The 26,315-nt window shown below is 57.8% G+C and carries 15 protein-coding genes and 1 pseudogene; 8 read left to right on the forward strand and 8 right to left on the reverse strand.

Annotated features, from left to right (window positions below; genetic code table 11):
- Positions 1–22: 22 nt before the first annotated feature.
- Complete coding sequence (queC, locus tag V2S86_RS18425; RefSeq protein ID WP_330763622.1) at positions 23–721, reverse strand: 7-cyano-7-deazaguanine synthase QueC; 699 nt, start codon at positions 719–721, stop codon at positions 23–25.
- A 148-nt stretch (positions 722–869) separates the two neighbouring features.
- Between queC and V2S86_RS18430 the strand changes: the two genes are divergently transcribed.
- Positions 870–3,017: a phosphocholine-specific phospholipase C gene (locus tag V2S86_RS18430; RefSeq protein ID WP_330763623.1), complete on the forward strand. Its 2,148-nt coding sequence runs from the start codon at positions 870–872 to the stop codon at positions 3,015–3,017.
- Positions 3,018–3,102: 85 nt separating this feature from the next.
- Here the strand turns inward: V2S86_RS18430 and V2S86_RS18435 are convergent, their stop codons facing one another.
- The 3 genes from V2S86_RS18435 to V2S86_RS18445 form a co-directional block, all read right to left on the reverse strand.
- Positions 3,103–3,678, reverse strand: a complete 576-nt coding sequence (locus V2S86_RS18435; protein ID WP_330763624.1) for an Ail/Lom family outer membrane beta-barrel protein — start codon at positions 3,676–3,678, stop codon at positions 3,103–3,105.
- A 183-nt stretch (positions 3,679–3,861) separates the two neighbouring features.
- Positions 3,862–4,431, reverse strand: coding sequence for a hypothetical protein (locus V2S86_RS18440; RefSeq protein ID WP_330763625.1), 570 nt, complete (start codon positions 4,429–4,431; stop codon positions 3,862–3,864).
- Between the two features lie 448 nt (positions 4,432–4,879).
- Entirely contained in the window at positions 4,880–6,580 is a 1,701-nt protein-coding gene (locus V2S86_RS18445) for a VENN motif pre-toxin domain-containing protein (RefSeq protein ID WP_330763626.1), read from the reverse strand.
- 164 nt (positions 6,581–6,744) lie between these two features.
- On the opposite strand from V2S86_RS18445, the gene V2S86_RS18450 reads away from it, so the two are divergent.
- From V2S86_RS18450 to V2S86_RS25500, 3 genes and pseudogenes are all read left to right on the forward strand, one after another.
- Positions 6,745–7,101: a helix-turn-helix domain-containing protein gene (locus V2S86_RS18450; protein ID WP_241921658.1), complete on the forward strand. Its 357-nt coding sequence runs from the start codon at positions 6,745–6,747 to the stop codon at positions 7,099–7,101.
- A gap of 74 nt (positions 7,102–7,175) precedes the next feature.
- On the forward strand, positions 7,176–7,403 hold the full coding sequence (locus V2S86_RS18455) for a SymE family type I addiction module toxin (protein ID WP_330763627.1): 228 nt from the start codon (positions 7,176–7,178) through the stop codon (positions 7,401–7,403).
- Positions 7,400–7,821 (forward strand): annotated as a pseudogene (locus tag V2S86_RS25500) (hypothetical protein). Before V2S86_RS18455 ends, V2S86_RS25500 begins: the two are co-directional and overlap by 4 nt.
- Before the next feature lie 34 nt (positions 7,822–7,855).
- On the opposite strand, the gene V2S86_RS18460 reads toward V2S86_RS25500, so the two are convergent.
- The 4 genes from V2S86_RS18460 to V2S86_RS18475 are packed head-to-tail and all read right to left on the reverse strand — an operon-like array spanning position 7,856 to position 20,294.
- Positions 7,856–8,188, reverse strand: a complete 333-nt coding sequence (locus tag V2S86_RS18460; protein WP_330763628.1) for a hypothetical protein — start codon at positions 8,186–8,188, stop codon at positions 7,856–7,858.
- Positions 8,185–18,027, reverse strand: a complete 9,843-nt coding sequence (locus tag V2S86_RS18465; RefSeq protein ID WP_330763629.1) for a hemagglutinin repeat-containing protein — start codon at positions 18,025–18,027, stop codon at positions 8,185–8,187. The genes V2S86_RS18460 and V2S86_RS18465 overlap by 4 nt, the downstream gene beginning before the upstream one ends.
- A 10-nt stretch (positions 18,028–18,037) precedes the next feature.
- Positions 18,038–18,568, reverse strand: coding sequence for a toxin-activating lysine-acyltransferase (locus V2S86_RS18470; protein ID WP_330763630.1), 531 nt, complete (start codon positions 18,566–18,568; stop codon positions 18,038–18,040).
- A 10-nt stretch (positions 18,569–18,578) separates the two neighbouring features.
- The gene (locus V2S86_RS18475) at positions 18,579–20,294 is read right to left on the reverse strand and encodes a ShlB/FhaC/HecB family hemolysin secretion/activation protein (protein ID WP_330763631.1); all 1,716 of its coding nucleotides are present in this window, start codon (positions 20,292–20,294) and stop codon (positions 18,579–18,581) included.
- 635 nt (positions 20,295–20,929) lie between these two features.
- On the opposite strand from V2S86_RS18475, the gene V2S86_RS18480 reads away from it, so the two are divergent.
- The 4 genes from V2S86_RS18480 (at position 20,930) to V2S86_RS18495 (ending at position 26,307) form a co-directional block, all read left to right on the forward strand.
- On the forward strand, positions 20,930–21,859 hold the full coding sequence (locus tag V2S86_RS18480) for an aminoimidazole riboside kinase (RefSeq protein ID WP_330763632.1): 930 nt from the start codon (positions 20,930–20,932) through the stop codon (positions 21,857–21,859).
- Positions 21,860–22,049: 190 nt separating this feature from the next.
- Positions 22,050–23,459, forward strand: coding sequence for a carbohydrate porin (locus V2S86_RS18485; RefSeq protein ID WP_330763633.1), 1,410 nt, complete (start codon positions 22,050–22,052; stop codon positions 23,457–23,459).
- Between the two features lie 68 nt (positions 23,460–23,527).
- Positions 23,528–24,898 (forward strand): sucrose-specific PTS transporter subunit IIBC, encoded by a 1,371-nt coding sequence (locus V2S86_RS18490; protein WP_330763634.1) that lies wholly within the window; start codon positions 23,528–23,530, stop codon positions 24,896–24,898.
- Positions 24,898–26,307 (forward strand): sucrose-6-phosphate hydrolase, encoded by a 1,410-nt coding sequence (locus V2S86_RS18495; RefSeq protein WP_330763804.1) that lies wholly within the window; start codon positions 24,898–24,900, stop codon positions 26,305–26,307. The genes V2S86_RS18490 and V2S86_RS18495 overlap by 1 nt, the downstream gene beginning before the upstream one ends.
- The last annotated feature ends 8 nt before the right edge of the window (positions 26,308–26,315 follow it).

Here is a 26,315-nt window from a genome sequence, read left to right on the forward strand (position 1 = left end):
AGCCTTTCGCTCCCTGTTTTTCTTATGCCAACTGGGTTTTGCGCTTCATGCGGGCAGCCACGCCCACCTTATCTTTCCGGTAAGCCGCCAGGCCTTCGGCGCGCAGATGACAGGCCGTGCATTCCCCGCAACCCTCGCCTTTAACGCCGTTATAGCAGGTCAGCGTATCGCTGCGCACGCGCTCAAGCTGCCGATAATAGTCGGCCAGCGCCCAGATCTCCGCCTTATCCAACCACATCAGCGGCGTTTCAAAACGAATGTCCCGGGCCAGACCGAGCGCCACGCCGTGATGCAGCGCTTTGACAAACTCGTCGCGGCAATCCGGGTAGCCGGAGAAGTCGGTTTCACACACCCCGGTGATCACCGCCTCAGCTTCAACCTGATAGGCGTAGATAGACGCCAGCGTCAGGAACAGAATATTGCGCCCCGGCACGAAAGTGCTCGGCAAAGCGCCCGGCTGCGTGCCGTTAAACGCCGGAACCGGAATGTTGTCGCGCGTCAGGCTACTGATCGCCAGTTCGTTCAGCATGGTAACGTCCAACACCTTGTGGCCCTTGACGCCCAGCGCCACCGCCAACTCGCGCGCCACCTCGATCTCCGCCCGATGCCGCTGACCATAATCGAAAGTAATGCAGTGCACTTCATCATACTGCTCTAACGCCTGAACCAGGCAAGTGGTGGAATCCTGACCACCGCTAAATACCACAACTGCTCTCTTCATTACCTCTCCCTTACGTCCATACTTATTAGCAATCAAAAGCATAGACTAATCGACGAGAAAATCCCCCTGTAATCTTCCGGTGATTTTTGGTCATTACACTCGTTAACCGCTATCTTCAAACCACACCGCTAAAGGGAGTTAACGACGCATGCCCGATTTTTCACGCAGACAGTTACTGCAGGCTGCCGCCATCGGATCGGCATTTTCACTGCTGCCCGCCTCGATTCGCAAAGCGCTGGCCATACCGGCCAATAACCGCACCGGCACGATAAAGGATGTCGAGCATGTGGTGATCCTGATGCAGGAAAACCGCGCCTTCGACCACTACTTCGGCACCCTGCCCGGCGTGCGCGGCTTTAGCGATCGCATCACCATTCCTCTGCCGGAAGGCCGCCATGTCTGGCAACAGCAGGGTGCCGAGCGCTTGGTGTTGCCTTACCATCTGGACAGCAAACGCGGCAACGCCCAGCGCGTCGAGGGCACGCCGCATTCCTGGGTGGATGAGCAATCGGCCTGGGACCATGGCCGGATGAATGCCTGGCCCACTTATAAAACGCCGACCTCGATGGGCTATTACCGCCGTCACGAGCTGCCGTTCCAGTTTGCCCTGGCGGAAACCTTTACCCTGTGCGACGCCTATCATTGCTCAATCCACGCCGGCACCAACACCAACCGCCTGTTCCACTGGACCGGCACCAACGGCCCGTCGGCGGCCAACGTCGCCGTGGTGGTCAACGAGTGGGACAGTCCCGGCCCGGTTGGCGTCGGCTACGACTGGAAAACCTATCCGGAACGGCTGGAGGAGAGCGGCGTCAGCTGGAAGGTTTACCAATTCCTGCCGGATAACTTCACCGATAACCCGCTGGCGGGCTTTCGCCAGTACCGCGCCGCCAGCGTTAAGGTGGGTAACCCGGCGCAACCGCCGCAAGACTTCACTGCCTTTGTGCCCTATCGCGACGAGCTGAACGACAGAGCGCCGTTGTACAAAGGCAACGGCAATACCCTGCCGGCCGCCGACGGCAACGATCTGGACGCGATGCTGGCCGGTTTTCGCGCCGACGTGCAGCAGGGCAAGCTGCCGCAGGTGAGCTGGATAATCGCCCCGGCGGCCTACTCGGAGCATCCCGGGCCTTCCAGCCCGGTGCAGGGTGGCTGGTTTACCCAGGAGATCCTGAATGCGCTGACCGACAACCCCGAGGTGTGGAGCAAAACCGTGTTGCTGGTGAATTACGACGAAAACGACGGTTTCTTCGATCACATGCCTTCCCCTTCGGCGCCTTCGCTGCGGGAAGACGGCAGCTTCGCCGGTAAATCTACGGTGCCGTTCGAAACCGAGATATTCCAGCACGTCGCCCCGCCCGGCTCGCAGGAGCAACCGCCGCCGGATGGCCGCATCTATGGCCCCGGGCCACGCGTGCCGATGCTGATCCTGTCGCCCTGGAGCCGCGGCGGCTGGGTCAATTCGCAGGTATTCGACCACACCTCGGTACTGCAATTTCTGGAAAAACGTTTTCAGGTGCATGAACCTAACATCAGCGCCTGGCGCCGCGCGGTATGCGGCGATCTCACCTCGGCATTCAACTTTGTCGATCCCAACGGGGAAACCTTGCCCAAGCTGCCGGCCACCACCCGCCACAGCGCCGACCGCCTGCGCATGCGCCAGGAACAGCTGCCCCAGGTGCCATTGCCGCCGCCTGGCAGCCAGCAGTTACCGCATCAGCAGCGGCTGGCGCGCCCTTCCCGGGCACTGCCTTACCAGTTGCATGTCGAAGCCAGCGCCGATCCCGAACAAAAGCGGCTGACGCTCAACCTGTTGAATACCGGTGAGCAGGGCGCGGTGTTTCACGTTTACGACCGGCGGCATCTGGACCAGATCCCGCGTCGTTACACCGTCGAGGCCGGCAAGGCGCTCAGCGATGGCTGGCAAACGGCGGACGAATACCATCTCTGGCTGCTGGGGCCTAACGGTTTCCACCGTGAGCTGCGCGGCACCCTGCAACGGCCGCAGCCGGAAGTGCGTTTGATTCCACATGACGGCAGCCTGGAATTGGCGCTCAACAACCCCGGCGACCAGGCAGTAACCGTGACTATCGCCCGCTGCCCTTATACGCAAAGCGGCCCGTGGCGCATTGAGCTGCCGCCGGGCGAAAGCCATCGGCAGACCTTCGATACCTTATCCAGCGGCGGCTGGTACGATCTGGTGCTAGAGAGTGCGCACGGCTGGCAACGGCGGCTGGCGGGCCGCCTGGAAAACGGCCGGGATAGCGTCAGCGATCCGCTGATGGGCAAAGCCTGAGATATTCGTGGCGGGCGATTTATCGAAAAATGGGAGTAAAGGTTGTCGGCCTGCCGCAATGGGGAGGCCGACAGCGTTCAACTCATCAGAAACGATAGCCAACGCCGATATTGAAGCCGTTGATCGAAAGATTCCTACCGTCAGCATCCAGTCTGGAGCCTTCGTAGCCGACATCAATCGCCAGATTCTCGATAGGGTTAACCTGGAAACCGACGCCGTACATCAAGGACGTTTTCTTCTGGTTGCCACTCTCTTCGCCCATATACTCGTAAGTGTTGTAGGCGTAGTTATGCCAGGATGATTTGTAGTCGACCTTATTATAATTCAAACCCAACAGGCCATAGACGCTGATATATGGGTTAATACGGTACGCCGGGCCAACCGACAAGGAGTAATATTTAACTTCCGCATGGTTATCTATCCTGTCGCGATATACATAATAAGACTCGCTCTGATCGCCGCTCATATAGGTAAAGGAGCTGATAACGCTGATCGGTGAATCCCACTCGTAACGGTATTTGAGGTTAACGCCATTGATATTTTTGAAGTCCTGCACCTTGCTTTGCGCATAACCGGCAGTGAGGGTGCTTTGCCCGGCATGGGCCGCAGCGCTGAGGCCCAGAGTGGAAATAACCATGCTGGCGATAACTAACGTCTTCATCGAATCATCCTTAATAGTAAGTAGAACAAATACAGTGCCAACTCATATGAACCTATGAGTTATTGATGACATGAATATTTTATTGGAATTTATAAACCCAACAGCTAGTAAACAAGAATAAATAATAACTGACTTGATATAAAAATAAATCAGTCGAACTCGTAAGTTGCGAACCATCACGCATTAATAGTAATTTCTGCCGCCCAGTAACCCGGTCTTGTGATGGCATTCTTTATCTTCTTTCCCCCAAAATCTTGTCGCATGGTTACCCGCGGTTAAATCAATAATGCTTACATACGCATTGACTGGGTAAATATCATAGTCGTGACCGACCTCAGGAATGAAGCTGGAGGAGCGGGTGGCGATAGTTTGATTGTATTGCGATCTAAACGTCTCTTCTTTATAGGTGATGCTGACATGTTGATTCGCTTTGATTTTATACTCTACCGCATCCATGCCCTGCATTTCAGGCGACGGCGGCAGCATACCCGGCAATTTTTTATTGTAGGTAGACTTTATACCGATAACGTTAACCCCGGCGGTTAACGTCCTGGCGTCGGCAAGTTTGTAACACTCTCCTGATTTTTCATAAACCTCCAGCGTTAACGGCGGCATGTAGTTTTTCACTCTGATCCTGGCGGAATCTGTACCCGCATAATCTTCCATAGATTTTGTTAAGCTCACTGAACAGCCAGAGACAGCGCCGACAGAGAGGGTAACAGCCAGTATTTTTATCAATCGCTTTACAAGCATAATTAATATCCATTTTTAGCCAATAAACAGGATGCACAGCCAAAACTGACTGAAAGCACCACTCAAGAACTCGATTTATTTCTGTCCCCTGATTGTTGATACGCCAATGACTGTAGTCATTGAATACGGGCAACAGGTAATCCGGCCTGTTGCTGAATGACAGATAAAGAATCCCAGCCAAGCTGCTGGGATTCTTGCTAAGGTCAATCAGGATCTGAAGGTGGAGATTTTCGGGCTTTAATTTTATCTATCAGATTAAAGACTATTGTAGCTAATGTAATCGCTGTTCCTGCTATACACCCAAAAACAATGGCTCGCTTTAGTTGTCCATCTGGAATCAAAAAATATCCATTCTTAATGTATATAACAAACGACGCTCCAGCGCCTAATACAAAACAAAAAAGCACACAAAATAAGCAAGAATAAATTAGCAATTTGATGTACGCGATCATTTTTTACCCTCCTTTTCTTTTTCTGGGGTATTTTTCGGATCTGGTGTTTTTAAGAGCTCTTTTGTATATCCACCCAAAAATTCTGTTCCGAGTGAACCTATAGTATCAAATACTAATCCAGGTGCTTCCTTTCCTGTTATCGAATTAACGACCCCCGGTGCATATTTACTAAATCCCCAGCCCAGCCCAGCTCCACCTGCTGCGATACCAACAGATCCAACATCTGGTCCATCACTAAACGCCGCACCACCTGCGGCCATACCAACGTTCTGCCAGAGCCCACGCCCCGGTGCCAGCGCCCCTGTAATTCCCGCTGAGATACTTCCCTTATAATCCCAGGTCTTTTGCTGACTTTCTGGCAGGCTCAGATTTTTTTCACTGTTAATGTCGAACCACTGATAAGAACCATTGGCTATTTCCGCTATTGCGGCACCCGCCACCACTTTACCAATACTTGCTGCTGGCCCTAAATAAGCTGCCCCTGCTATCAGCACACCATCTTTATAGCCATTAACAATCACTTTAGTGATATTCGCCCCTTCCGGTAAATCACCTCTCGCATTCTTATTCAACGCTGCGCTTATCTCTGCCGCGCTTTTACCGTCTTTAATCATCTTTTCAGCCAAGGTCGTTGCCGCCATGCCATAACTTGACATCCCGCCCGGCAGACTCAGCTCGTTGTTTTCGAGCGAGTTCTTGCCCGCCTGTGCCCCTGCAACCGCTCCGGCAGTATCGCCACTCGCTATCCCACCGGCCAGCCCAGCCGCCAGCGTACCCAGTGCACTGATGGTCTGTTTCTGCTCTTCGGTCAGGTCCTTACGGTCGACATTCGGGTACATCTGCTGGGCGATATACTCGCCCATCACCGCGCCGGAAGCCCCTGCCAGTGCGCTGTTTCCACTGGCTTGCGCCACTACCGCTCCCAGTACAGCATGCGCCATCAGGTTCGCTTCCACGTTCACCTTGCCCGTTTTCAGGTCGGTGGTCTGGGTATGGATCACCTCCGCCAGATACGGCGCGGCTCCGCCAGCAATGGTTTTGGCAATATTTCCGCCCGCCAGCCCCTGAATCGCCGCCGTGGCCGCCTGCATGCCCTGCTGAACGCTGCTGCCGGTGCCCCACTGCTTCTGCGTCATTTTGTAGCTGTCTGTCGCGTGCTGCTTCTCGTTGTAGGCTTTCCACTGCTCTTTCGTGGCATCCCTACCCGGCTCTTTGATCCCGTTCTTCTCAAGCTCTGCCTTACCTGCATTGATGGAGCGGATATCCCCCTCGGTCCGCGCTATGTCCATCGCCTGATTGCCGATCTCGCCGATCAGCTGTGCCTGTTGCAGCCGCTTCTGCTCTTTCTCCTTGTCGAAGATCGGGCTTAACGTCTGGTTGGCGTGCTCGACGTCGCGGCTCAGATCGCTGACGTTCTGCGTCTGTTTATCCTGATCGCGAATGACGATAGTACCGTCGCTCACCGCCGCATGGGTGGTGGAGCTGTCGTGCCCGCTGTTATTAGCCCCCACCAGCAGGCCGTTGGCCATATTGCCGGCGAACTGGCTGCCGATGCTGCCGCCGGAGCTGATGCCCACGCTCTGGTGTTCTACCTCGAAGTCCGCCTGATTGTGGATGTCCTTAAAGCCCAGCGTGCCAGTGTCGAGTTTGTTTTTGTCCGCCGTGGCATCCTTGCCTGCACCTTTCCATACTACCAATATCAAATTCCCCTGCCATTAGCGCTTTGCGAAGTATCTCGCAAACTTAAAAACATCAGGATGTATTTTTTAAACATAATGATACCCTTTAAAAATAAACCCATTCCACGGGGTAACAATGAAATGCTATTTGGGTAACTCCCTTTAACAGGACTCTGTTTTCTATGCCATTAGCTGCCCGATTAAATGAGTTACGTCAAAGATTAGGGCTTTCTCAACAAGATATGGCCGATACCATTGGCATTCATGTAAACAGTTGGAAGAAATATGAAAATGCGCAAGCACTTCCCTCTCTGGATGCTCTCAAAAAAATAGCGATAGCATTGCAGGTCAGTACTGATTACTTACTTTTTGATGAATATGAACGTGGGCATACTTATGCACTGGCATTACAATTCGAAGCTGTCAGCCAGTTAAATGAAAACGAACAGGCGGTGATCCGCGAAGTATTGGAAAGTTTGATTACCCGCTATCAAACCCGACGTTGGGATTCAGCAAGAAAAGTTACAAAAGAAGGGTAGTGAAAATAACGCAGTAACAGCAGGGTGCAACCTGCTGTTACTGCTAACCACAAGCAACTATAGGAGTAGTTACTATGGCTAGAGCAGATTCTACGTCAGAACCCGCCACACCCCAAGCACGCAAGTGCATTGTTGGCTATCGCCCCAACGGCGGCAGGCCCAACCCGCCGCCACAGCTGACCCTTACCGGTAAATGGCTGGAGCAGCTCGGCTTTACCACCGGCCAGAGGATCGAGGTGATCACAGAACCGGGACGGTTGACCATCCGCATCGTACCCACCACGGAAGGAACCGCCCTATGAACATCACTTTTACCCCTGAACCGATCCCCGAACTGACGATTGCAGGCAACCAACTGGCCGGGCTGGGTTTTGGTATCGGTGAACCGTTGCAGCTCACGCTGCGGCCGGACGGACTGTGGATCACTACCGTTACCGACGATGCTATCTGGGAAGCACTGTGTGACAAATCTGCCTGGAGCAGATTTGAACGCTGCTTGCAGCGGCCCCGACAGGGGCGAGGCTCATGGATGAGCCGAGTATACCCAGCCAGCACCGCACGGATCTGGGGGCGGACTGGGTGCGGCAGAATGGCGAACTGGTTATTAGTGGCGACTGGCTCACCGAGTCCGGCATCACCGATGCCGCACAACTGGAAGTCACCGCCGCTCCGGGGGTTATTCGGCTGCTGCGGCGAGAAGTTAGGGGGTTTAGGGCTTAGAAGCAAAGATCCCGGCGCAAGGCCGGGATCTTTGTTAATCATCATATTTAAAATTGAAGAAAACCTTAGATGCTTTCAGATCAATAACAATCTCACATTCATTCCAAGCTGGCTTACCGTTAGTAAGATTATTTTTTATATAAAAATCTCTTAGCTCAACTAACAATAATCTCAGATCGTAACCCGCTAACTTATCTGGAACAAACCAATCTTCATCACCATTGTCATCTATGTAATCAAATTCATAGTCACATACATCGCCCTCTAAAGAAAGTTTCGCCCGCGTCACTATCTTTTGAGCATTGTCAGGGCCAGCATTAACTAGCAATTGCCCAATTTTATTATGGAGAACATCTAACTCTTTCATTTCATTCCTCCAGGTGCATTACTAATATCTTTGAATACAGGTCGTCCGCCATCAATAGAGTATATCACGTTAAAACTTTCAGGCCTTACGTTATCGCCTTTATAAATTGGCTCTATTTTAACATTAACGTTTTTACCATCTTTCAACGCGTTAGCCCAACTATTTTCCATCTGTTTCCAGACGCCCTTATTCAGATTACCGTCCATCGGAACAAGATTGAGTTTCTCACCTGGACCATTGAAAATACTGGCAATCAAGTGCCCACCCTCATCACCTGCACTACCACACTTACCGGCTTTACATTGTTGATAAGTATTTCGATCATTCTTGGACCATGATAATGAACTCTCGACGCTCTCTGTCCTTCCCAAAGAGTCAGTTTTAAATATCTTATTACCATCCAGGTTGTAGATCTTATTTGGCTGAGGATTATTCAGTTCTTTACTCCAGTTACCTTTGCTACCAGAAACAGCAACAATTTCATCGCTGGCCTTATTGAGTAACTTCGACGCTTCAGCAACATCACCTTTTTCCAGCGCTTTTTCTGCCGCCTTGATGAACTTACCGGCACCATCTCCCAGCACAGGAATCAGACCTACTGTCGCGGCCAGGTAATCCAGTGCGCTCTGCGCTTCCGCAAAGCTCTTGATATCACCCACCACAGGTACAAAGTCTATACCAAAACCGGCAGCGCCTTTCAGCATTTCATCTCTGTTAGCCTGCAACTTGGCCGAACAAGCATCTGGGCTCAACCCGGCACAGGTTTTCTGCTGATAGGCCTCTACTGCCGCTTTAAGCTCATCCTGCGCTCTTTGGTATTTTTCTTCCTGCGTTATCCCAGAGAATTTATTCTCTACGATATCGCTAATCGCATTGTTCTCAACCACCGTCTTACCGGTCTGCGCTCCCGCGACCGCATCGGCAGTGCTGTCGCCAATCAACCCGCCGGCCAGCCCTGCCGCCAGTGTAGCCAATGCTGATACCGTCTGCTTCTCCGTTTCGCTCAGTTCACTCACCGGTTTACCGTAAGCATTGACAGCAATCATGCCGATAAGCTCACCGGTCGCTGCACCGCCCGCACCAACCAAGGCGTTATTGCCCTGAGCCGCTGCCAGCGCACCATTGACCGCCGCATGCGCCAGGACTCTCGCTGCCGGATCGTCGATACTGTCTGCTATCACTTTGGTGATATAAGGCGTGGCCCCATTAGCCAATGCCCCCGTCAAATCGCCACCAGACAACCCCTGAACTGCTGCCGTGGCTGCCTGCATGGCGCGCTGCACCTTACCGCCCGTACCATAACCCGATTCGCTAAACGCCTGGTTATACGCCGTCTGGTAAATCTGCGCGTTGATATCGTCCTCGGTGATGACCTTGCCCGGTTTCTCTTTCGCCAGTTTAGCCGCCGCAGCCTGACGATCGGCGTCCGTGACGTTATTCATCTTCTCTTTTGCGGCTTTGGTCGCGGCGATCGAACCCTCAGTCCGCGCTATGTCCATCGCCTGATTGCCGATCTCGCCGATCAGCTGCGCCTGTTGCAGCCGCTTCTGCTCTTTCTCCTTGTCGAAGATCGGGCTTAACGTCTGGTTGGCGTGCTCGACGTCGCGGCTCAGATCGCTGACGTTCTGCGTCTGTTTGTCCTGATCGCGAATGACGATGGTGCCGTCGCTCACCGCAGCGTGGGTGGTGGAGCTGTCATGCCCGCTGTTGTTGGCCCCCACCAGCAGGCCGTTGGCCATATTGCCGGCGAACTGGCTGCCGATGCTGCCGCCGGAGCTGATGCCCACGCTCTGGTGTTCTACCTCGAAGTCCGCCTGATTGTGGATGTCCTTAAAGCCCAGCGTGCCGGTGTCGAGTTTGTTTTTATCCGCCGTGGCGGTGCTGCCGATCACCGCGCCGTTAAGCTGGGTGTGCTCGCCCACCGTCACGTCAAAACCGCCCTTGCCGGCAAAGATGCCCGTCTGCTCCTGCACGCTGTCGTAGTTGCTGTGCATTTTGTCTTTGCTCAGGCTGATGCTGCCCGAGCCGGTCATGGAGCCAAAGGTGAAGCTGCCGCCCGCGCTGGCGTTCTGCTGTTTGGAATCGTAGCGGTCGCTGTCCTGCTGGCTCTCCAGCAGCAGGTTGCGGCCCACGTCGGCTTTGACCGATTCGCCGGTGACCTGCGCGCCGATCAGATTGGTGTCGCGCCCGCTGGTGATGTTGACCCGGTTACCGGCATTGACCGTGGTTTCGGTGTAGCTGGTGCCGTTGCCTTTCTCGTTGCCCTTGCCTTTGTTGACGCTGGCCGAAACGCTCAGCCCGATGCCGCCGGAGCCGACGCCGATGCCCACGCCCAGCGTGCCGCCCTGGCTCTCGTTTTTGCCGTCCAGATACTGGGTGTTTTTGGCGGAAAGCAGGTTCACGTCGCGGTTGGCGTTCAGGGTGACGTCCCTGCCCGCCTGCAACTGGCTGCCCTGCACCAGAATGTCGCCGTCCTGGCCCTTCACGCCGTTCCCGCTGGCGGTAATGCTCAGATTGTTACCCGCCGTCAGGCTGCTGCCCTGGGCGGTACTCTGCCCGCTGTTCTGGGTAGAGGTGGAAGACTGGGTGCCGTAGGAAATGCTGATCCCCACCATGTTGTTATTGGCCGGGTCGGCACCCTGCGCCTGCGCCAAACGCGCCGCCTGTACCGCCTGCACGCCGCTCAGCGCCGCTTTGGTACCCTGCAAGGCCGCCAGGCGGCTGTCGTCGGTGGATTTTGCCTGTTGCGAGGTTTCCACGGCGGTGTTCAGCGCGCTGCCGACGGCGCCGGAAAGCGCCAGCGTCAGCCCGGATTTTTTCTGCTCGACCTTGTGGGTCTGGCTGTTTTCGTCCTGCGCCTGCGTCACCGACACATTCTTACCGCTCAGCGCCATGTCCTTGCCGGCCACCAGCTCGGAGCCGGTCACCGCCAGATTGTTGCCCGCCCCCAGCGTGACGTTGCCGTTCACGCTGCCGACGGTACTGCCCTGGTTGGTCACCCCCTGCGCGGTGTCGGTGGTTTTCAGGCTTTCGGTGCCGTAGCTGATGCCGATGCCGCCGCTGCTCATCAGGCCGGATTTTTTCTCCTGCTTGAGGTGCAGTTCGCTGTTGCGCTCGGTGGCGCCGGTAACGGTCAGATCATGGCCCGCCAGCAGCTTCACGTCCTGGGTGCCGGCCACGTTGCTGCCCTGCACGCGCAGATCGTTGCCCGCCAGCACCTTGATGCTGTCGCCGCTCAGGGTGCTGCTCTGCAGGGTCTGGCGATCCAGGGTGTCGCGGGTGGTGGTGGTTTTCGACATCAGGCCGTTGCCGCCGGTCACCTTGTGGCGCTCGTCCAGATCCTGGGTGTTTTCGCCGTTGAGGATGTTGACGTCATGGCCGGCATTCAGGTTCAGCGCCTCGCCGGCGGAAATCGTCGCCGCATGAGCCGTGATATCGTTGCCCGCATTGAGGGTCACCGCGCCTTTGCCGACCACTTCGCTGCCCACCTGCTGGCTGTTGCCCTGTTTCAGGCTGTTGTCGCCGTTCCAGATCAGGTTGTCGCGGCTGGCGGTGGTCACCGCGTTCAGGTTGAGATCGCGCCCGGCGCTCAGCAGCGTTTGGCCGTTCTCGCCGCTGTTGACCACCTGCGCCGCATCCAGTTTGATGTCGCGCCCGGCCTGCAACATCAGCTTGCCGTCGGCGCCCTGCACATACATGCCGGCTACGCTGTCGATATTGGTGCGCTCGAAGCTGTTGGCGCCGTTCACGCTTTGCGCCGATCGAGTGGTGCTGATGGCGTTGATGTCACGCCCGGCGCTGGCCAGCAGCGAGTTGTTGCCCTGGATCACGCCGCCGATATTATTGATATCGGTGCGGGCGGTCAGGCCGACGTCGGCACCCTGAATGCTGCCCGCCATATTGGTGATGTTGGCGGCACTCAGTTTCACCACTTCGCGCCCGGCGATATGGCCGCTGTTAAACAGGCCGTCGCCGAGGTTGAGGTTAAGGTTGCGCCCGGCGATCAGCGCGCCTGAGCCGTCCAGATCGCCCGGCTGCATGCGGGCATATACCTGCGGCACCAGTACGTTTTGCTGGCTGCCGTCCGGCAGCGTGACCTTGGCATTCACCAGCCAGACGATGTCTTTGGTCAACAGCCCCATTTGTTCCGGCGTCAGCGCCACGCCGACCTTCAGGTTATATTGCCGGCTGAAGGCCAGCCCCTGATCCATCAGCGCCTTGAACTGCTCTTCGTCGTTGTTGTACCCGTCCAGATAACGCTGGCCGGTCAGGTTGATCACCTGTTCGCGGATCAGCCGCTGCTCGTAGTAGCCATCCCCCAGACGTTTCAGCACGTTGTCCTGGTTGTTGGTGGCTTTCGCGATCATGTAATCCGAGCCCAGCCAGGATTTTTGGTTGGTGAAGCGCGGATCGGTTTCCACCAGATACTGGCCGCCCGGCGCCGGATTGGTTTTGAACAGGCTGTTGTCCGGCAGGCGGGTATCCGGCCCGACGATGCGCACCACGCTGCTCGCCGCGTCGCCCTGCTGGGCATTCACTTTGTTGGCCACTTCAAACTGCTGGCCCGGTTGCAGAGCCGCCGCCTGAATCACCGGCAATGCGCCACCGCCGATGCTCTGCATCCCGGCGGAAATATCGCTGCCGGTGACGACCGCGTTCACCCCACCGGCCGGGCCGATGGTAGCGTCTGTGCCTTGCGGCGTCAGCGGTGCAATGGCGATCGGGTTACCCGCCACCTGCCCGTGGTCAATCAGCTGGCTCGGTTTCAACGCGATGGTCTGGATGGTGGTCGGCGGCGTATAGGCCGTGGTGTTATGCCCCTGTTTGTCAGTGCCTTTTTTCTTGATGCGGTAGTAGCTGGTCACTTCCCCGACGTCGGTGGTCAGCCGCTGGCCCGCCACCGCCACGTTATCCAGGCTACCGGCGTTAATCGCCAGCGTGCCGCCGGCCACCACCTGGCTCTTGTCGTTCAACAAATGTCCTGCGTTGATCGCCATATCGCCACCGGCGATGATTTTGGCCGGATCGCTTTCCTTAATCTGGGTTTCCTGCACCGTCCGGTCATAGTCGTACTGATTAAATCTGTCGTTGCCGTGCCCGGTTTTACCTGGGGTGTTCAGGTTCAGCAGCGAGTCTGACGAATTGCGGTCAACGAAGACGCCTGGTTCCCCCGCCTGCCAGCGCACCGGATCGCCGGACTGCTGATACTCGGTGACTTTTTCGTTGGAAACGGTGACCAACTCGGTACTGAAACGATCGTTGATGTTGTTGATCAGCGCGGCGGACAGCGCCATGTTACCCGCAGACTCAATGGTCGAACTGTGGTTGTTAAGGGTGCCGGCCTGGCCGCTTGCCAGGTGGTTGGCGTCAAGCTGGCCGCCAATCACCATATCGCCACCGCTGTAAATCAGCCCGTGATCGTAGTTGTTCAGCGTCTGGGTGCCGATATCCACCCGCTCGCGCCCGGCCAGCGTAGCGGCGGTGCCGTTCTCCGCCAGGTTGTTGAAGGTCGCGGTCTGCACGCCGATGGCGTCGCCATAAATACGGCCGGTGCCGATGTTGTTCAGCGTGTTGGCCGTCAGCAGGGTGTGCTTGCCGTCGATCAGGCCATAGTTGGTCAGGGTGCCGTTCACCGTCAGCCAATCCTGCCCGGCATTGATCTCGCCGCTGGCTGCGTTAAACAGGTTATTGGCGTGCAGATCCAGCTTCGCGCCCGCCAGCAGCTTGCCGCTGTTGGTGACATCGCCCGGCGTGGTGAAGTTGAAATTGCCGTTGGCGATCATCTCGCCGCTGTTATTGATGCCCTGGGCGCTGACCAGATTGATATCGCCCAGCGACAACAATTGCCCATCTCCGCCGATCGCGTTGGCGTTAATCTCCAGCAGCTTGCCGGCTTTGAGCGTGCCGCCGGTGTTCAGCAGGTTGAGCGCCGAGCCCTTCAATTGCAGGGTGTCGGCCGCAGCCAGCTGGCCGCCGTGGTTGTCCAGAGTGCCATCGTTGGTGATGGCCAACTGCCGGTCAGCCAAAATGCTGCCGCCACGGTTGCTCAGCGTGCCGGTGTTCAGCGTTACCGTCTGGCCTTCCAGCCCTTTATTGTCCGCCAGCGTGGCGTCATTGGTGAACTGCAGGGCGTTGAGCGTCACGGTAGCGCCGCTGCGGATCAGCCCCAGGGTGTTATCGATAATCCCCTGCGCGCTGCCCAGCAACAGATTGCCGACCGCCTGAATCTGCCCGTTGCGGTTATCCAGCCCGGTGTTGTTCAGCGTTACCGCCTGCTCGCCGATAATCCGCCCGCCGTTGCTGTTGTCCAATTTGAGCGCCGCCAGCATGAAATCGCCCTTGGCCCCCAGCGTACCGCCCTGGTTATTGATATCGCCGCCGTTGAGTTGCAGCTGGCCCAGGCTGTGGAGGGTGCCGTTTTGGTTATCCAGCCGTTGGCCGCGGGTGTCCAGCCGCATGTCGCCGCCAGCCTGCACCAGCCCGCTCTGATTGTTCAGGCCGCCCGCACCGGTGGTAGTGAGCGTCAACGCCTGCTGCGCCACCAGTTTGCCGCCACCGTTCAGCAGCGAATCGGCATCAAGTTGCAGATTTTTGCCGGCAATCACCACACCCTGGCCGTTGTCGAACAGGCCGGTAGACAGGTTCATTGCACCCTGGCTGGTGATGCCGCCTTTCTCGCCGCTGTTGGCGTTGGTCAGCCGATCGACCGCCAGATCCAGGCGATCGCCGCTCTGGATCAACCCACCGTCGTTGTTATTGAGGCTATTGCCGTGCAGCTCCAGCGCCGTTTGGGCCGCCAGTTGGCCGCCCCGGTTTTCCAGCACGCCGAAGTTGATCTTCGCCGCATCGGCGCTGACCAGCGTCCCCTGATTATTCAGCACAGACCCGCTGTCCAGCTGCAGTTTTTTACCTGCGCCTATCACCCCGAGATTGCTGTTATCCAGCCGATCTTTGGCGTTCAGCGCCATGTCATGGCCGGATTTTATCGCCCCGCCCTGGTTATTGATCACACCGGCGGTCGCCGACAGCTGTTTTTCGGAGGCCAGCGTGCCGTGGCGGTTATCCAGTTGGCTGCCATTCAGTTGCAGGTCGCCCGAGCTGGCGATAAATCCGCTTTGGTTATCCACCTCGCCGCCGGCGATGTTCAGTTTGCCCAGGCTGCTGATGCCGCCATTTTTGCCGCTGTCGCGGTTGGTCAATGCCTGACCCTGGGTATCTATTGTCGCGTCGCTGCCGGCCTGCAACAGGCCGCCGTCGTTGGTCAATGCCAGGCTGTCGATGTTCAACCGCTGCTTGCCAACCAGCGTGCCTTTGCTGTTATCCAGCCGGCCGGTGAACACTTCGGTGGCACCGCCGCCCACCAGCATGCCCTGGCTATTGTCCAGCGCACCGCTGTGGATCGACAGCGCACCCTGGCTGAGAATGCCGCCGGTTTCGCCGCTCAGGCGGTTGCTCAACGCCGCACCCTGGGTGTCGAGGCTCATGTCGCCGGCGGATTGCAGCAGGCCGCCGTCATTGGTCAGCGCCCCGCCGTTCAGGCGCAGATCGCCCGCAGCGGCGATAGCGCCCTGTTGGTTGTTCAACGCACCCTTGCCCAGCGCCAGAGAAATGGCACCGCCAACCACTTGCCCACCCTGGTTTTCCAGCCCGGTGCCGCTCAGTTGCAGCCCCTGTTTGGCCTCGATACGGCCGCTGCGGTTATCCAGCACCTGACGGGTCTCCACCTCACCGTTGCCGGTAGCGGCGGAAACCAGGCCCTTGCTGTTATCCAGTTTATCCGCCTGCAATCGCGTATTGCCGCTCGCGGCCAGTTGGCCCTGCCGGTTGTCGAGGGTGCCGCCAATCTGCGCATTCAGGCTGCCGTCCTGCGCGGCGATCACTTTGCCGTTTTGGTTGTTCAGCTGTGCGGCATTCAGGGTCACATTGCCGTTGGCCGCCAGTTGGCCGCCCTGATTGTCGATCCCCTTACGGGTGCTGAGGCGCATGTCGCCGTCGCCGCTCTGCACCCATTGGCCGTTGCGGTTGGACAGGCTGCCGGCCTCCATAGCGATCTGCTGCGCCGACGTAGTACCGCCATCCAGCACGTAGTCGCCGCCCTGCATCGAGAGCTGCCCGTTGGACAACAGCTTGCCGTTATCCCCTTGCAGCCGGCCGGTATTCACCGCCAGCCTGCCCTTGCCGGCATGGATAATCTGCCCGCTCTGGTTGTCGATCGCCCCGGCGTTCAGCGTCAGGTTGTTGCCGTTGCTGGCGATGCGGCCGCCGCCGTTGTCCAGTTTGCCCTGCTGATTCAATGCCAGATCGTCTTCGCCAAGCTGAGCTATCTCGCCCTTGCGGTTAGAGAGATCCCGGGTGTTTAGCGCCAGTTTGTTCGCCGTCAGCGTGCCGCCGTCGTTGTTCAGCCCTTTGCCGGTGTCGGCGGCCAGTTGCTGCGCCGCCTCAACCTGGGCGTTGGCCGCCGTCAGATCGCTCTGCCCGGCGTTCAGCGTTACATTGGTGCCGGCGGTGCGGCTGCCGCTGATGTCCATACCTTGCCCGCTGGCACGCAGGTTGCCCGCAGCCAGGTTCTGGCCCTGCGCGGTCAGTTTGCCGCTGGCGGTCAACGCCAGTTCGCCGTTGCCGCCCAGTTTGCCGTCCTGCTGCACGCCTGCCGCCAGGGTGCTGCCTTTGCCGCTGTTCAGGCTGGCGGCCTGAACCTGCACATTGTTGCGCGCAGCGATAGAACCGCTGTTTTGCACTTCGCCCTCGCTGGTGACGCCTGCATTGCCCGCCGCGAACACTGAACCGCTGTTGCTGATGCCCCCTTTCGCAGCAAGCGCCATATCGCCGCCGCTGCTGATGGCACCGCTGTTTTCGATACGGCCGTCGGCGGTCACCACCACGCTGCCGGCCTGCGCGCCGATATTACCGGCGTTGCGCACCCCGACGCCGGTTTCGGTGCCGATCAGGCGGATCTTGCCGGCGTACATGCCGCCCAGCTTGGCCACGTCCACCGCCAGTTGCGGGCGGGTGGCCGGATCGTCTCCCTGTTTTTCGATCTGCTGATGCGCCGCATCCACCTTGTTTCGCCCGGTGGTGACTTTCAAATCGTTGGCCCACAGCCCGGCGTTGATCTTGGCCGAACGGGCAATGATCTCGGTGTAATCCTGACGCGAACTGTCCATGCCGGCACCTTCCACCACCACTTCGCCGCGCTCAACGTTAAAACCGGTCAGGTTGCCGTTGTTGATCTGCGCCTGGCCGGTGGTCAGCGTGGCGCGGTTGGCGTTGATAAAGCCGCAGCCGTTACAGGTAATGCCGGACGGGTTGGCGATCACCACCTGCGCGCGCTGGCCGGCGACCTCGATGTACCCGTTCAGACGGCTGGGATCGCGGGAGTTGACCTCGTTGAGGATCACCTTGGCTTCGCCTTTTGCCAGCCACGGATTGCCATCGACCCAGCCGCCCTGCTGGGTCTGGGTCATTTTGTGCGAGTTGTTGAGGATCGCGCCCTGTTTGTCGACGTCGAACTGGCTGTAGGTATTGCGGGAAACCCCACCGGCGCTTGGGGTCTGGATATTGACCTGCGGCGTACCGTTGGCGCTGTTGACGATGGTCGGCTGCTGGCCGCCCGGCGCATTGCGGTCGGCGACAATGGCCGCCTGTACCGGCTGTATCGCGCCCAGCGCCAATAACAGACTGAAGCTGACGGCGCTCATCTTGCCGATGCACTGGCTCAGGGTATGGCCCAGGCCAGGCGAACGTGCGGAGCCGGCACGGCCGGAGCGGGCGATATCCGCCACCACCATCAGCATGCCACGCGCTTTGTTGAAAACGATACGGTACAGGTTCTTGTTCATGGCAATGTCCTTATTGAATGTCCGACGGCTCGACGGCTAACGGGTGGTTCGCCCACCATTGCTGCGCTTGCTGGTGGCTGACCTGCGCGCCTTTAAAGTTCACGACGCGTTTGCCGCGCTGCGCCCCACGGTGGTACAGCGCCCGTACGCAGAACTGCGGGAAAATATCCCGGGCGATCAGATTGCGCATTTCCCGCGTGTGGCCGAACGGGGCAATCCAGTCGCAGAACCACAGGCGATCGCCGCTGTTCCAGTCGGTTTCCTGCATATTTATCGCCGGTTGCGTTAGATAACGCGCCTCGGCTTCTTGATTCATCCCGGCCCAGCTGAGGAAAAACACCGGCTGATTTTGGTGTGACGCCAGCACATATTGCTGACGCTTGATGATCGGCAACAGCAGCGTCGGCAGGGTGTGCAACGGCGCATCGCGGTGCATCGGCGAATGCATCCACAGCCATACCGCCGCGCCAAAGGCTTCCGCCTCGCTGTCATCGCCGCCGAGGATCAGCGGCGCTCGAATATCGTAGTCACCTATGCGCATCGTCGTTCCCTCAGTAGTTCCAGCTCAGGTTAAAGCCCAGCGTCACCGGGCTGGTGCTGAAGCCGTCCGGTTTGGAGAACGGCACGCCGGCGAACAGGTCGTAACCCACCTTGAAGGCGTAGCCGCGCAGACCGACCACCCCACCCGCCAGATGTTGCCCGACCAGGTAATCGGTGCCGTAACCGCCCACTTCGCCATAGTCTGCCCCCAGGTAGAGTTCTTGCCCCGGCAGCGGCGTGCGCCAGGCCAGATCGTTGCGCACGAACCAGCCGTGGTTGGCGTTCAGGGTGCGTTCGCCGTCAAAACCGCGTACCGTCCAGCGGTTGCCGATAGCAAACTGATCCTGCGGCGTCAGCGGGGTATCGCTGATCTGGCGCTGGTACTGCACGTTGTATCTGAAGTTCTGGCTGAACAGGCTGAACGGCACGTCAAGCTGGGCGTTGAGCTGAATGATTTTGCTGAGCGCCGTGGCCTCGCCAAAGGTCTCTTCCGGCGCGGGCAATGCGCCGAACCAGCGGGTGCCGCGCTGATAGCTGACGCCGGCGTCCAGCGTGGCCTGCTGGATGTAATGGCGGTGCTGCAAGCCCAGCCGCCAGCCGGAGGTGCGGCGGCGCTGCACTTCCACTTCGGTATCGTTGATGTAGTTGCTCGATTCGCGCGCCAGCACGTCATAGGTCAACGTGGTTTTCTGGCTGCCGTTGCGGTGCAGCACCCGGCTGAGCTGGAAATCCAGGTTTTTGCTCTTGCCGCTGTAGCGGTAATCCTGATTCTGCCCGGCAATAGTCTGGTGGTAGTCATAGCTGTTGGCGGTCACCCCGGCCATCCAGTAGCCGAACGGCACCGAATAGTGTCCGGTGATGTTTTTGGTGCCTCTGCCGCCCTGGTTTTGCAGGTCGGTAGTCCCGGAGATATAGAACAGATCGCTGAGCGAGAACGGGTTATCCAGCGACAGCGTCAGGCCCCCCTGATAGCGACCGGTACTCTTGGTGCCGGAGTCATCCAGCGAGGCGCCAACGCGCCACATGCGTTCTTGCTTCCAGCTCAGCGCAATGTCGCTTTCGCCGGGCTGTGCGCCGGGGATGATTTCCATATTGGCCTGCACCGTCGGCAGGCGCTGCAGGTTTTCCAGCCCCTGTTCGATATCGCGCAAGTCCAGCAGGTTACCCGCATGGGCCGGGAAACTGCTGTAAGGTTGAATGTAGCGGCCGCTGTCCGGCGTCAGTTTTACCTGGCGCACATAGCCGGGCACCACCACCAGCCGCAGTTTGCCGCTTTTTAGATCCTGCGTCGGCGCCAGCACGCGCGTGGTGATATAGCCGCTATCCACCAGCCGGTTTTGCAGGGTGCTCATCAACAGGTTGATGCCCTGCCCGCCCAGGCACTGGCCCTGCGCCTGATTGGCAATGCGCTGCAACGGCAGCCAATGCGGGAGTTTGTCCTGGCCGGTCAGAACGACCTGTTCGAGAGGGAAGCAGGGTTTTTCCTGCGGGAACGCAATGCGGCCAAAACCGGACGAAGGCGGCGACAGCCGCACATCCGGCGTCGGCGGCGTCAGCTGTTGTTCCAGCGCTTTTTGCCGCTGCTGCTGTATGATCAGTTGATCGCCATTTGGCGCTGCCGCCAGAACCGGTTGATTGAATATAAACAGCGGCAAGACAACGGAAGCCAATGGAATACAGCCCTTGCGCACAGCAAGGCTGAGCGAAGAGTAAGCAGAGAGGCGCATGACGTTTTCCCTGTCGAAGGACAAAAAAATGATAAGAATTGTAAATAAACGCGAACATTATGCGCACGAATAACTCAGGATCAACTCTATTTTGACCAATAATGAGTGCTGGGTAACAAAATACGCAGTATGAATAATCCTACAGGCTGATTTTCTCGCCCTTTCATCTTGCGAAATTACCATTTAACTGATTGTTTTTAAAATAAAAACAAACACTTTCATACATTCCCGCCAAAAATAGTTATGAATAATTGCATGGCGACAATGCAATTATTCATCATGGATAACTTATGCCTGATAACGCTAAAGGTTTAAGAGGATTCCTATTTTCAATGCATAATTACAGGAATTAGTTACCTTACGGGATAATAATATTATTAATTCTTTTCCCGCCTTTTTAATTATATTCGGCGTATTTCAAACCACCCTGTTGCCGGCCGCCAGTTAAGGTTATCGGGGCAGATTTATTAACCTGTCATCTTATTCCAGAGGGCGTCAGTTTATTCTCTTTACCCCATCTTCCGGCAGCCGGGCCTACGAACCCAGGCCGCTTTTTCGGATTCTTTCGTTGCATTGCTAAACCGGTTCTTCTATTTTAGCTCGCCATCTGACACAGGTTAAAACAGAGGTTGAGCATGGGAAATCGCGTATGGGTGCTGGGTGACGCTGTAGTCGACCTGGTTCCTGAAAATTCAAACAGTTACCTAAAATGCCCCGGTGGCGCACCTGCCAATGTCGCGGTCGGTATCGCCCGCCTGGGTGGTGACAGCGCCTTTATCGGCCGGGTCGGCAGAGATGGGTTCGGCGCTTTCCTGCAGCAGGTGCTGCGTGAAGAGCAGGTGGATATCCGCCACATGACGCAGGACGACACTCATCACACCTCTACCGTGGTGGTGGATCTCGATCTGCTCGGCGAACGCACCTTCACTTTCATGGTCACCCCCAGCGCCGATCTGTTCCTGCAACCTGAAGATCTGCCTGATTTCAAAGCGGATGAGTGGCTGCACGTTTGCTCTATCGCCCTGTCGCAAGAGCCCAGCCGCAGCACCACCTTTACCGCGATGGAGAACATCAGGGCGGCCGGTGGCTGGGTGAGTTTTGACCCGAATATTCGTGAAGATGTCTGGCGCCAGCCGGAAGCCTTGCGCCCCTGTCTGCAAAAAGCACTGCTGCTGGCGCATGTGGTCAAAATCTCGCAGGAAGAATTGAGTTTTATCAGCAACATCGGTGAGCTGGAGAGCGCCATCGACTGGATGATGCAACGCTATCCGCTGCGTTTGCTGCTGGTGACGCTGGGCGGCGATGGCGTGTGCGTGCATGACGGCAAACAGATCCGCCATTTCCGCGCCCCCTCTATTGTCCCGGTCGACACCACCGGCGCGGGCGACGCTTTTGTCGCCGGTCTGCTGGCAGCGCTGGCGCAACTCGGCGCTCTGCCACAGGATGAACAGTGGCCGGCGGTGATCGCTCAGGCCCAATCCTGCGGTGCCTTGGCCACTACCGCCAAGGGCGCCATGACCGCTCTGCCTACCTCAGAACAGTTAAAGAATTTCCTTCAGCGCTAAGCCCAATAACGGTGGGCCAGGCTCACCGTTTTGTGCTGCGGGGGCGAATTTGCGCACTCGATCACAATAGCTGAATCGGGTTAGCAAACTTGATTGCCAGTCGCCGTTCAACTCTCTATCTTTTCTCCTGAAAAACCGGTTTAGCAATTTAGCAAAAAACAATAACAACTTACCCGGATGATAGAGAATCATGAAAAAACTGAGTTATTTGGCTGTCACTACAGGGCTCCTCATCTCCACCTCTGCGGCGGCGGCTGGCGCCGACAGCAGTATCGAAGCACGTCTGAATGCGCTGGAACAACGGCTGCAACAGGCTGAACAACGCGCCCTCCAGGCCGAAACGCGTGCGACGGCGGCAGAGCGTCACGCGCAACAGCTGGAACAGCGCACCGCCAACACCGAGCGGCAAACCGTACAGGTTGCGCAGCGCACCGCGACGCTGGAAACCCAGACCGTGCCGGCCGCCAGCTTGAAGCTGAATGGTTTTAACGATCTGAAGCTGTATGGCGACGTCGAGTTCAACCTCGACGGCGCCAGCCGCAGCGGCCAGCTCACCTCGTTGAAAACCAGCAACAACAAGGACTGGAAGCCCGGCAACAAAGAGCGTTGGGATATCAACGGTCGTATTCTGGTCGGCGTGGACGGTTATCGCCGCAACCAGGACGGCAACTTCTCCGGTTTCAGCGTACAGCCGCTGGCGGACATGACCGGTAAAATGAACCTCGATGATGCCGCCTTCTTCTTCGGCAACGAAAAGAACTGGCAGACCAAAATCGGGCGTTTTGAAGCCTACGACATGTTCCCGCTCAATCAGGACACCTTCATCCAGTATTCCGGCAATACCGCCAACGACCTGTATGCCGATGGCTTCGGCTATATCTACATGATGAAAGAAGGCCGTGGCCGCAGCAGCAGCGGCGGCAACCTGATGCTGAGCAAATACGCCGGCGACTTCTACTTTGAACTCAATACGCTGGTGGAGGATGGCACCTCACTGTTCCAGGACAACGCTTACCACGGCAACAGTCTGGATAATAAGAAAAACGTCGCCTATCTGCGGCCGGTGATCGCCTGGAAAAAAGACCAGCTCAGCGCGGCGGTGGCGATGGAAAGCAACGTGGTCAACAATGCCTATGGTTACCAGGACAATCAGGGGAAATTCGTCGACCAGTCCAAACGCAACGGCTATGGCATGACCCTGAGCTGGAACAACACCGCCGCCAATCCGGACAACGGCGTGGTCGCCAACCTGAGCACCGCCTATCTGGACGCGTCGGGCGAGCAGGATTTGACCGCCGGCGTCAACGTGCTGTGGCGTCGCTTCGAAGTGGGGTATATCTACGCCCACAACAATATCAAAGAGTTTAATACGGCCGGCATGGCGGCCGACATCCATAACCCGCTCAGCGAACCGGGCAAGTATGACATTCACACCATCCATACTTCGTATCAGATACCTAACATCATGAATATGAAGAACTTCAATTTGTACCTCGGGGCCTACGTCTCGATGCTGGAAGCCAATGCCGATAGCAAAATAGCCAACGCCGATAACGATCAACGCTACGGTGTGCGCGCCAGATTCAAGTACTTCTTCTGACGCGGACGAGCAACTCATTTCCGCCGCGGAAAGCCGCGGCGGCGTTTTGATTTATTAAGGGAGAAAACATGGACATTACCGCAACTGCCAACGCGCTGTTGCCGCTGCTCGGCGGCAAAGAGAACATCGCCAGCGCCGCCCACTGCGCCACCCGTCTGCGGCTGGTATTGGTGGATGACAGCAAGGTGGACAAGGCCGCGATTGGCAAGCTTGACGGGGTAAAGGGCTGCTTCAGCAACGCCGGGCAGATCCAGGTGATTTTCGGCACCGGGCTGGTCAACAAGGTGCATGCGGAATTTATCAAGGCGGCGGGCGTCAGCGAATCCAGCAAGTCTGAAGCCGCCGACATCGCGGCGAAAAAACTCAATCCGCTGCAACGCATCGCCCGTTTGCTGTCGAACATCTTTGTGCCGATCATTCCGGCTATCGTCGCCTCCGGCCTGCTGATGGGCCTGCTCGGCATGGTGAAAACCTACGGCTGGGCCGATGCCAACAGCGCGCTGTTCGTGATGCTGGATATGTTCAGCTCGGCGGCGTTTATCATCTTACCGATCCTGATCGGCTTCACCGCCGCACGCGAGTTCGGCGGTAACCCTTATCTGGGCGCCACGCTGGGCGGCATTCTGACCCACCCGGCGCTGACCAACGCCTGGGGCGTCGCCGGCGGTTTCCACACCATGGATTTCTTCGGGCTCGAGATCGCCATGATCGGCTATCAGGGTACGGTGTTCCCGGTGCTGCTGACGGTGTGGTTTATGAGCATGCTGGAAAAACAGCTGCGCAAAGTGATCCCCAACGCGCTGGACCTGATCCTGACGCCATTCCTGACGGTGGTCATCTCCGGCTTCGTCGCCATGTTGTTTATCGGCCCCGCCGGGCGCGCACTGGGTGACGGCATCTCCTTCGTGCTCAGCACGCTGATTGCCCACGCAGGCTGGTTCGCCGGATTCCTGTTCGGCGGCCTGTATTCCGCCATCGTCATCACCGGCATTCACCACAGCTTCCACGCCGTCGAGGCCGGGCTGCTCGGCAACCCGAACATCGGCGTTAACTTCCTGCTGCCAATCTGGTCGATGGCCAATATCGCTCAGGGCGGCGCTTGCCTGGCGGTCTATTTCAAAACCCGCGACGCCAAGATTAAAGCCATTGCGGTGCCTTCGGCTTTTTCCGCGATGCTCGGCATTACCGAGGCGGCGCTGTTCGGCATCAACCTGCGCTTTGTGAAGCCTTTCCTGGCGGCGCTGGCGGGCGGTGCGCTCGGCGGTGCCTGGGTGGTGGCCAATCACGTCGGCATGAACGCCGTCGGGCTGACGGCGATCCCGGGGCTGGCGATCGTGCAGGCCAGCTCGCTGCTGAGCTATATCATTGGTCTGGTTATCGCCTTCGGCAGCGCCTTTACGCTCTCGCTGCTGCTGAAATACAAAACGGACAGTGAATGATGGAAGAACTGAATTTGATGAAACAGGCCGTTCAGGCGTTGATGAACGGCATGCCGCTGGCGCTGCGCGATCCTCACCGCCCGGCATGGCATTTGGCCCCCAGCGTCGGCCTGCTGAACGACCCCAACGGGTTTATTCAGCATCAGGGGGTTTTTCACCTGTTCTATCAATGGAACCCGTTGGGTTGCGACCACCGCAACAAATGCTGGGGCCATTGGCAATCGACGGATCTGTTGAACTGGCAGCATCAGCCGGTGGCGCTGGTACCCGGCGCCTGTTACGACAGCCACGGCTGTTACTCAGGCTCGGCGGTGGTGGCAGACGGCAAAATCATGCTGGCGTATACCGGCAACGTAAAATACCCCGACGGTTCTCGCACCGCGTACCAGTGTCTGGCGCTGGAAAATGCGCAGGGCGGGTATGACAAGCTCGGCCCGGTACTGCCGCTGCCGGAAGGCTACAGCGGCCACGTGCGCGATCCCAAGGTTTGGCGCCATCAAGACAGCTGGTACATGGTGCTCGGTGCCCGTGACCTGCAGGATCGCGGCAAGGTGCTGTTGCTGCGCTCCGCCGATCTGCGCAGTTGGCAGCTGTTGGGGGAGATTGCCGGATCGCAGCTGAACGGCATGGGCGATTTCGGCTATATGTGGGAATGCCCGGATCTGTTCACGCTGGCGGGTGCCGAGGTGTTGATTTGTTGCCCGCAGGGGCTGGCGGCGCAGGCTGAACGTTATCTCAACGTTTACCAGGCGGGCTACCTGACCGGCAAGCTGGATTATCGGCAGGCGAGCTTTGAACATGGCGAATTCCACGAGCTGGACGCCGGGTTCGAATTCTATGCGCCACAGACCACGCTGGCCGAAGATGGCCGCCGCCTGCTGGTCGGCTGGATGGGCGTACCTGAGCAGGACGAAGCCTGCCACCCGACGTTGCAATACGGCTGGATCCACACCATGACCTGCCCGCGCGAGCTGGCGTTGCACAACGGCAAGCTTTACCAACGGCCGGCGCGCGAGCTGCAACGGTTGCGCGGCGCGGGCAGCCAGTGGCAGGGGATCGCGGATAACGCGCCGGGCTGGCCGGTCGGCAGTGCCGAAGTGCTGTTGACGCCCAACGGCGCATTCAGCGCCGACTTTGGCGATGCGATGACGCTGAGCTGGGACGGTGCCTTGCTGCGTCTGACGCGCAACAACCTGCGCACTGGGCAGCCTGAACACCGTTACTGGAGTGGTGAGGTTACCCATCTGCAAATGCTGTTCGACAGCTCCAGCGTAGAGATTTTTATCAACCACGGCGAAGGGGTGATGAGTTCACGCTACTTCCCTGGCCCGCAGCCGCGGCTGCGTTTGAGCGGAGAGACGCAGCTTGCGCTGGAGCACTGGCCGCTGACGCCATGCATGCTAGAATGACGCATCTT

Origin of the sequence: Serratia sp. C2(1) (genome assembly GCF_036352655.1) — a bacterium.
Classification (GTDB): Bacteria; Pseudomonadota; Gammaproteobacteria; order Enterobacterales; family Enterobacteriaceae; genus Serratia; species Serratia inhibens.

Excerpts from the sequence above, each read along its gene's own strand:
- V2S86_RS18475 (WP_330763631.1), bottom strand. The coding sequence starts at position 20,294 with ATGCGCCTCTCTGCTTACTCTTCGCTCAGCCTTGCTGTGCGCAAGGGC.
- V2S86_RS18455 (WP_330763627.1), top strand. The coding sequence starts at position 7,176 with ATGGCTAGAGCAGATTCTACGTCAGAACCCGCCACACCCCAAGCACGC.
- V2S86_RS18485 (WP_330763633.1), top strand. The coding sequence starts at position 22,050 with ATGAAAAAACTGAGTTATTTGGCTGTCACTACAGGGCTCCTCATCTCC.
- V2S86_RS18460 (WP_330763628.1), bottom strand. The coding sequence starts at position 8,188 with ATGAAAGAGTTAGATGTTCTCCATAATAAAATTGGGCAATTGCTAGTT.
- V2S86_RS18470 (WP_330763630.1), bottom strand. The coding sequence starts at position 18,568 with ATGCGCATAGGTGACTACGATATTCGAGCGCCGCTGATCCTCGGCGGC.
- V2S86_RS18435 (WP_330763624.1), bottom strand. The coding sequence starts at position 3,678 with ATGAAGACGTTAGTTATCGCCAGCATGGTTATTTCCACTCTGGGCCTC.
- queC (WP_330763622.1), bottom strand. The coding sequence starts at position 721 with ATGAAGAGAGCAGTTGTGGTATTTAGCGGTGGTCAGGATTCCACCACT.
- V2S86_RS18490 (WP_330763634.1), top strand. The coding sequence starts at position 23,528 with ATGGACATTACCGCAACTGCCAACGCGCTGTTGCCGCTGCTCGGCGGC.
- V2S86_RS18465 (WP_330763629.1), bottom strand. The coding sequence starts at position 18,027 with ATGAACAAGAACCTGTACCGTATCGTTTTCAACAAAGCGCGTGGCATG.
- V2S86_RS18450 (WP_241921658.1), top strand. The coding sequence starts at position 6,745 with ATGCCATTAGCTGCCCGATTAAATGAGTTACGTCAAAGATTAGGGCTT.
- V2S86_RS18440 (WP_330763625.1), bottom strand. The coding sequence starts at position 4,431 with ATGCTTGTAAAGCGATTGATAAAAATACTGGCTGTTACCCTCTCTGTC.
- V2S86_RS18430 (WP_330763623.1), top strand. The coding sequence starts at position 870 with ATGCCCGATTTTTCACGCAGACAGTTACTGCAGGCTGCCGCCATCGGA.
- V2S86_RS18495 (WP_330763804.1), top strand. The coding sequence starts at position 24,898 with ATGGAAGAACTGAATTTGATGAAACAGGCCGTTCAGGCGTTGATGAAC.
- V2S86_RS18480 (WP_330763632.1), top strand. The coding sequence starts at position 20,930 with ATGGGAAATCGCGTATGGGTGCTGGGTGACGCTGTAGTCGACCTGGTT.